We start from the raw sequence: 5,698 nt of genomic DNA, 5'->3' as shown, positions 1-5,698 counted from the left end.
CCGCGATCAACCCGCATGCCGCATAACCCACTCATTTTTCAAAAGAGCCCAAAGTGTTACCCATGTGAGTGAACTCGTTTGTTACCCATGTGGTTGTTCCGTACACAAGTCCGATAGAGGCAATCCATCTGTGGACCAGTCGGGCATATTGTCGCGTTGAAATAAGCGCCGACGCGTGCAGCCGGCTTGGAAACAGATAAATCGGTGGGTCTCAATCCGCGGGCCTTGATCCACGCTTCGATACTCTGACGAGTGTGCTCGGTTATCTCGAATTGAACCGGTCGTTGCGTCTTCTGCTGCATGACCATTGCTCGGGATCCGACGTGGCTGCCTTGGCAGACATCCTGCACGAGCAACCGAGTCAGGTCGCATGCCCGAAGCTTGCTATCAATCGCAAGATTGAAGAGAGCCAATTCGCGGATGCTCGTAGCCATCTGCAGCCTTGTTCGAATCGCTCAGATTTCCGCAAGCTTCAATGGCGGCTTTTGTCCGGTCAGCTTGCCTTTGTTCCACGGCACGCGGGAGGCAGGGAGCTCATTAGGCGTTTCCATGACGATCTCCGTCCAGTTGGAGGAAGATCCAGTGTGCACCTTTGCCAGCGGGCGGTGACCGGCCCGTATCGGCCAGTCGTGTCGGCCCTGTGTCCGACCAAAGCTGGATGGGAAGGAGACACCCAGGAGTAATCAGGGCAGTCGGCGTTCGTCCGTGCCACGCGCGCCCTTAAGCCGTTTGAGAAACCATCGACCGGCAGGGCCGGGCGGTGTGTCTTTCCGATAAACCGCAAACATGGCAATCGGCGGCGTATGCGGTTGAAAGGCCTCGATCCGCAAAGGAACCAGGCTGCCGGCATCCAGATCCGCCTGAACCATTGCCACCGGCATATGACCCCATCCGAATCCGGCACGCAGGAATGCATGCTTGGCGCCCAGATCGGCAAGCCGCCAGATCTGCGGCGAGAAGACGCCGAAGGTCGCGCCTTCGGTTAGCGTCGTGCGGTCGGTGAGCACCAGTTGGACGTGGTCCTTGAGATCGCGTGGCCGGATGATTCCCTTGTGGGATGCCAATGCGTGCGATGGCGCCGTGACCGTGACCATGGGTACATCGAGCAGCTTCTCCGCATCCAGAATTTCCGGAACCGATGGCATCGAGCCGCTGATCCCCAGCCGGCACGCCTGCGCAAGTACGGGTTGCATGACGGCGCCAAGGGCCTCCACGTAAAGCCGCAGCGGCGTGTGAGGAAATTCGTTGCGGAATGCGCCGACGGCATCGGTCAGCGATGCCATCGGATACATGACGTCCACCACGACAGACAACTCGGGTTCGAGTCCGTCGGCAATCGCTCGCGCCTTGGACTTGAAGCCGTCCATGCCGCTTACCACTAGGCGCGCCTGCGCGAGCAGCACCGTCCCTTGCTCCGTCAGCCGAGGATAGCGCCCGCCGCGATCGAATAGCTGCACGCCAATCTGGCCTTCCAGATTGGCCAGCGTATGGCTGACAACCGACTGCGCCCGCCGCAGTTTGCGGCCCGCCGCGGAAAAGCTGCCTTCGTCTGCGGCGGCGATGAAAGTACGGAGCTGGTCCAACGAGACGGCATCGAGCATATATCTATCCGATAGATGGATCTCATCTAGAAATATAGGCTTCATGGATACATGTCAAGTCTCTACTCTTCGGTCATCCACTCTTTGAAAAGGATGACCAACATGAACTCGAACCTCACCCACGCCGCAATTCCCGCCATCGGCCGCACTCTCATCGCTGCCATCTTCCTCATCAGTGGCATCGGCAAGCTGATGGCGCCTGGCGCCACGATGGCGTACATCGGGTCGCTGGGCCTGCCCGCACCTGCGCTCGGCTTGCTGGGCGCACTGGTACTGGAACTGGCTGGCGCCGTGCTACTGGTGGTCGGCTATCGGACTCGCCTGGTTGCGCTGCTGTTGGCGGCATACGCCGTGGTGACCGCGCTGATCTTCCACCACGCGCTGGCTGACCAGAACCAGATGTTCCATTTCCTGAAGAACCTCGTCATGGCCGGCGGCCTGTTGCAGGTCGTGGCGTTCGGCCCCGGAGCCTTCAGCGTTGACAGTCGCCGCGCGCCGGCCCAGCGGGTAGCTGCCTGACAGTAGGCATCCAGAGGAGAACGCATCATGAACATCGCAACAGAGCTTTTGCAGCAACACCTCCAGTGGCTGGTGGACGACCACCAGCAATGGCAGGAACTGATCGCCGACGACATCGTGTGGGATCTTCCCTACGCCCCCAGCCTGGGCCATCCGTTGCAACTCGACGGACGCGACGCCGTGCTGCGGCATGTGAACTGGTTCGTGGGCGCGGTCAAGAATTTCCGCTTCTTCGATGCGGTGGTCACCGCCACCGACGACCCCCAACATGCCATCGCGCGCGTGCGGGCCGAAGGGCTGATTTCTGCAACTGGGCGGACCTACCGGCAAGAGTACGTCGTATTCCTGACCGCGCGTGACGGACGGATCGCCCATTTGCGGGAGTATTTCGATCCGGTACAGGCCGCGCTTGCCCTTGACGCCCCGATTGTGGGCGTCCCTTCGAGGAGCATCTGATGAAAGCCATACGTGTTGCTGCCTATGGCAGCCCGGACGCCATGACCCTGGCCGAACTGGATGATCCCGTTCCCGGCGATGACGAGGTCCTGATCGATGTCGCCGCTGCGTCGGTGAATCCGATCGACTGGAAAATAGTCAGTGGCGCGATGAAGGCGTTCATACCGCTTCCGTTGCCCTTCACACCCGGCGTCGATGCCGCGGGCACCGTCATCGCGGTGGGGCGCAACGTCACCACGCTGGCGCCGGGCGACGAGGTGATGGGATTTATCGGCATCGTCGGCGCCTTCGCCTCGCGCGCTGTGGTCGACGCCGCTCGCCTTGCGCGCAAACCAGCGTCTCTTGGTTTCGTGGAAGCGGCTGCGATTCCCGCTGCGTCGCTTACGGCGTGGCAGGCGCTGCACGAACATGGCGCGTTGCAGGCCGGTCAGACGGTCCTGATTCACGCTGCGGCAGGCGGTGTGGGCAGCGTAGCCGTGCAGCTCGCCAAACTGGCCGGCGCCCGCGTGACTGGCACCGCGTCGGCCGGCAATCGGGACTACGTGCAAAGCCTCGGTGCCACGGAGGTGATCGATTACGCCGCGGAAGATTTTGCGGCGCGCGTGTCGAAATTTGATGTGGTGCTGGACCTGGTGGGCGGCGATACGCAGGCGCGTTCATGGTCCGTGCTGAAGCCGGGCGGAATACTGGTGTCCACCGTCAGCAGGCCCGATCCGGCGCGCGGCCACGATGTGGGCGCCATCGGCAAGAACTTCGCCACCCGCGCCGATGGATCGCTGCTCGCAACGTTGGCCGCACTTTATGCCTCGGGCGAATTGCGCACCCACATTGATTCGGTCTTTTCCCTTCCAAAGGCAAGCCATGCCCTTGCACGGAGCATGAGCGGCCACGTGCGCGGGAAGGTGACACTCGATGTAGCCGCTTAGCAAAGCCTACGTCCCGAAGCGGACCGCCGGCGAGAGCGTGAACGATTCGCGCATGTCGCGCACTTCCTCGACCGGCGTACGGCCAAACAGGCGCTTGAACTCCCGGCTGAACTGGGACGCGCTTTCGTAGCCGACGCGTCCCGCTGCCGCCGCCGCGGTCACGCCGTCCCGGATCATCATGAGGCGTGCCTGATGAAGGCGGGTGGACTTGATGTACTGGATCGGCGATGTCTGTGTCACGGTGCGAAAGTTGGCGTGAAACGCCGGCACGCTCATGCCCGCTTCCTCGGCAAGACGCGCGACGTTGAGCGGCGTTGCATATTCGGTGTGAATGCGCTTGAGTGCCCGCGCCACGCGTCCGAAGCGGCCGTGATGCGCCAGCGCGGCGCGCATCGCCGCGCCCTGCTCGCCTGTGAGCACGCGATAGCAGATCTCGCGCACGATCGCCGGACCCAGTACCTGCGCATCGAGCGGCACCGTCAATGCTTCCAGCAACCGAATCGTCGCGCCCGCTAGGTCGCCGGCCAGCGGTGTGGAGACGATGCCGGCGGGCGGCGCTTCGGAATGCTGCCCGGCCGCACCGATCTGCGTGATCAGGTCGCTCAGTTCGATCAGGTCCAGCCGGATCGATACCGCAAGCATCGGCTCCTCTGGCGAAGCCTGCGTTTCCGTCGAGAACGGTAGCGGGACGGACAGCACGAGGTAATGCTGCGCGTCGTAGACATAGACCTCGTTGCCCAGAAATCCGAGCTTGCGCCCCTGGCAAACAATCACGATGCTCGGCTCGTACAGCACCGGCGTGCGCCCGAGCGGGCGATCCGAACGCATCAGCCGCACGCTGTCGAGTGCCGACTGCGTGTAACCCTCGTTGGGCGCCAGTCTTTCCAGCAGCCGGACCATCCGGACGGAAGCGGAATTGCAGTTGATCGACACCGCACTCTCCTGTAGTCGCGATAGACGGCATTGTAGCCATCCCCCGCCGCACGCGCCACCCAGATCAATAGGAATAGGCAATAACGGCATCGCTCCGTGTATTCGCCTCCGGGGTCGTCTTCCCTACCATTCATTCACCGGCCGACGAACACATACCGCTTCATTTCAGGCCGAAACCGGCACGGCATGTTCTGCGGGCAATCAGCGGACAGACGCGGCCAAATCCGAACCGACAATAGGAGTATGCAAGATGGCAATCCCATCTACCGAATCGAAGGTCATCCTGATCACCGGCGCCAGCAGCGGCATTGGCGAGGGCGCCGCCCGTTTGCTCGCTGCGCAGGGCCATCGGCTTGTGATCGGCGCGCGGCGCACCGACAGGCTCGTCGAACTGACGGAATCGCTGCAGGCAGCCGGCGGCATCGTGCGCTATCGCGAACTCGACGTCACTTCGGCCGATGACGTCGCGGCCTATGCACGCTTTGCGCTCGATGCCTTCGGCCGTATCGACGTGCTCATCAACAATGCGGGCGTGATGCCGCTGTCGCCGCTGAACGCGCTGAAGGTCACCGAGTGGAACCGCATGATCGACGTGAATATCCGTGGCGTCCTGCACGGCATCGCCGCCGTCCTGCCGACCATGGAGCAGCAAGGCCAGGGCCAGATCATCAATATCTCCTCGATCGGCGGCCTGTCCGTATCGCCGACTGCGGCCGTCTACTGCGCCACCAAGTTTGCGGTGCGCGCCATTTCCGACGGGCTGCGCCAGGAGACCGACAAGATCCGCGTGACGGTGATCTGCCCGGGCGTGGTGGAGTCCGAACTGGCCGATTCGATTTCCGACGACACCGCACGCTCGGCGATGCAGGAGTTCCGCCGCATCGCCATCACGCCCGACGCCATCGCCCGCGCCATCGCTTACGCCGTGGAGCAGCCGGCCGATGTGGACGTCAGCGAAATCGTCGTACGGCCCACCGCCAGCCCGTTCTGAACGCCGGGCACCTGTCACGCAATCCGATCAAGGAAACCATCATGACATCACGCAATCGAGAAACCGTAAGCGTCCGGGCAACCTTGCGATTACCCACAATTTTTGGCGAGCTCGAACCCGAGCTGAATATCGATGAGTCTTCGTAAGCCTCGCCAGATCACGGTATTGCCTGGTGGGGGATCGTTAGCGCGTGCCAGATAGCCGCCCAATTGGGCGAGTTTGATGATGTACCGGGTAAGAGGCATTGCATTACACACAAGTCACTCGTGACC

General features: G+C 62.3%; 6 protein-coding genes and 1 pseudogene. 4 read left to right on the top strand and 3 right to left on the bottom strand.

Features of this window, described 5'->3' with window-relative positions; genetic code table 11:
* Window positions 1–88: 88 nt before the first annotated feature.
* Window positions 89–452 (bottom strand): annotated as a pseudogene (locus CF68_RS36860) (tyrosine-type recombinase/integrase); the annotation flags it as partial.
* A 231-nt stretch (window positions 453–683) separates the two neighbouring features.
* Complete coding sequence (locus CF68_RS34710) at window positions 684–1,601, bottom strand: LysR family transcriptional regulator (protein ID WP_035828097.1); 918 nt, start codon at window positions 1,599–1,601, stop codon at window positions 684–686.
* Between the two features lie 93 nt (window positions 1,602–1,694).
* Here CF68_RS34710 and CF68_RS34705 point away from each other — a divergent pair, with 93 nt between their 5' ends.
* The 3 genes from CF68_RS34705 to CF68_RS34695 are packed head-to-tail and all read left to right on the top strand — an operon-like array spanning window position 1,695 to window position 3,502.
* A complete protein-coding gene (locus tag CF68_RS34705) occupies window positions 1,695–2,120 on the top strand; it encodes a DoxX family protein (protein WP_035828095.1) in 426 nt (141 codons plus the stop codon).
* A 27-nt stretch (window positions 2,121–2,147) separates the two neighbouring features.
* A complete protein-coding gene (locus CF68_RS34700; RefSeq protein ID WP_035828093.1) occupies window positions 2,148–2,576 on the top strand; it encodes a nuclear transport factor 2 family protein in 429 nt (142 codons plus the stop codon).
* Window positions 2,576–3,502, top strand: a complete 927-nt coding sequence (locus CF68_RS34695; protein WP_035828091.1) for an NADP-dependent oxidoreductase — start codon at window positions 2,576–2,578, stop codon at window positions 3,500–3,502. The genes CF68_RS34700 and CF68_RS34695 overlap by 1 nt, the downstream gene beginning before the upstream one ends.
* Before the next feature lie 6 nt (window positions 3,503–3,508).
* On the opposite strand, the gene CF68_RS34690 is transcribed toward CF68_RS34695, so the two are convergent.
* The gene (locus CF68_RS34690) at window positions 3,509–4,402 is read right to left on the bottom strand and encodes an AraC family transcriptional regulator (protein WP_152548615.1); all 894 of its coding nucleotides are present in this window, start codon (window positions 4,400–4,402) and stop codon (window positions 3,509–3,511) included.
* Between the two features lie 283 nt (window positions 4,403–4,685).
* Between CF68_RS34690 and CF68_RS34685 the strand changes: the two genes are divergently transcribed.
* Window positions 4,686–5,426, top strand: a complete 741-nt coding sequence (locus CF68_RS34685; RefSeq protein ID WP_152548614.1) for an SDR family oxidoreductase — start codon at window positions 4,686–4,688, stop codon at window positions 5,424–5,426.
* The last annotated feature ends 272 nt before the right edge of the window (window positions 5,427–5,698 follow it).

This window comes from Cupriavidus sp. SK-4, assembly GCF_000611125.1.
GTDB classification, from domain to species: domain Bacteria; phylum Pseudomonadota; class Gammaproteobacteria; order Burkholderiales; family Burkholderiaceae; genus Cupriavidus; species Cupriavidus necator.
This window is presented reverse-complemented; position numbering and strand designations above follow the sequence as displayed.